Source organism: Geobacillus sp. ZGt-1, from assembly GCF_001026865.1.
GTDB classification, from domain to species: Bacteria; Bacillota; Bacilli; order Bacillales; family Anoxybacillaceae; genus Geobacillus; species Geobacillus thermoleovorans.
The window spans coordinates 1-1,134 of the sequence record NZ_LDPD01000065.1 but is presented as its reverse complement, the minus strand read 5'-3'; the positions used below and the strand labels follow the sequence as shown (position 1 = coordinate 1,134).

Annotated in this window: 2 protein-coding genes and 1 pseudogene; 2 read left to right on the top strand and 1 reads right to left on the bottom strand. The window is 50.2% G+C overall.

Annotated features, from left to right (window positions below):
* On the top strand, positions 1-411 hold a 411-nt coding region (locus VU18_RS15535; RefSeq protein WP_047758448.1), incomplete at its 5' end, for a YrrS family protein.
* 113 nt (positions 412-524) lie between these two features.
* Here VU18_RS15535 and VU18_RS15530 read toward each other — a convergent pair.
* Positions 525-734: a YrzA family protein gene (locus tag VU18_RS15530; RefSeq protein ID WP_011232022.1), complete on the bottom strand. Its 210-nt coding sequence runs from the start codon at positions 732-734 to the stop codon at positions 525-527.
* 190 nt (positions 735-924) lie between these two features.
* Between VU18_RS15530 and VU18_RS15525 the strand changes: the two are divergent.
* Positions 925-1,134, top strand: a pseudogene (locus tag VU18_RS15525) (SAM-dependent methyltransferase); the annotation flags it as partial.

Sequence of the window (1,134 nt, the reverse complement as noted above, 5' to 3'; positions counted from 1 at the left end):
GCGGCGCCGGCGGAAGCCGAAACGCCCGCCGAGGAAGAAGATGCTGCTTCCACCGATGAAACGAGCGAAGCGGGCATGACAGAAACGCCGGGCCCGCCGGGGTCCAACGTTGAAAAAGAAATCGTCAACCCGGCATGGCAGCCGATCGGTACGACGCAAACGGAGCCGCATGAAACGGTGTTTAAGAAAGATTCGGTCGACTGGAAGGAAATGCTCGATGCCGTCAGCTATGCGACCGGCATCGCCCCGGAGGAGATGATCGTTTGGTTCATCGGCAACAACGGGCCGAACAAAGCAGTCGCGACGATTTCGACGAAAGATCAAATCGCCCATTACAAAGTGTACATTGAATGGGTGACGAACGAAGGCTGGAAGCCGACGAAAGTGCAAAAGTTGAAGCAAAAGCCATAAGCGGCATGATGAGGGGAAGCGGAGATATTCGAAACTTTGGCGGCATCAGTGAAACGATGGCGGTTCATTAGCGGCGGAAAAATACACAGGCGCCCAAAAACGAAGGGCGCCTGTTATTTTTTCGCTTTGAAATGAACGACTGCGCTGTACCACCGCTTTCCGTTTTCCATGACGTGCATTTGATGGGATACATGATGGACGGAAAGCAAGAGCGCCTTGTTATGTTCAATTTGTTCGTTGATTTTTTTCTCGAGCGTCCGCAAGTCGTCCGCTTCAAAAAATTCGATTTTGTCCTCGATCAAATCAAGAGAAATGTTCGGCATCGTTCTTCCTCCTTTCCATTGTCAGTGTAGCAAATTTTCCCGCCCTCATCCACCGGAGTACAAGGGGGAACAATACGAACGAACATGATCGTTGAACAAGGGAAAAACATATGCTACAGTAAGAGCAGGCAATACGAAAAAAACATACTATATTTATAGGAATTATAAACTTTTTTTGGGGTGTGACCATATGGGCAGAGAGTTTCTTGACTTGTTTGAGCAATGGGCGGAATCGTATGACCGATCGGTCGAAGGATACGATGAGCAATATCGAGACGTGTTTGCCGGTTATGACCGCATTTTAAGCACGGTCGCCGACAAAGCCGGCCAAGTCGTGCTCGAGTTTGGCGTCGGCACAGGCAACTTGACGAAAAAGCTGCTTGAGCGCGGCAAGCAGGTG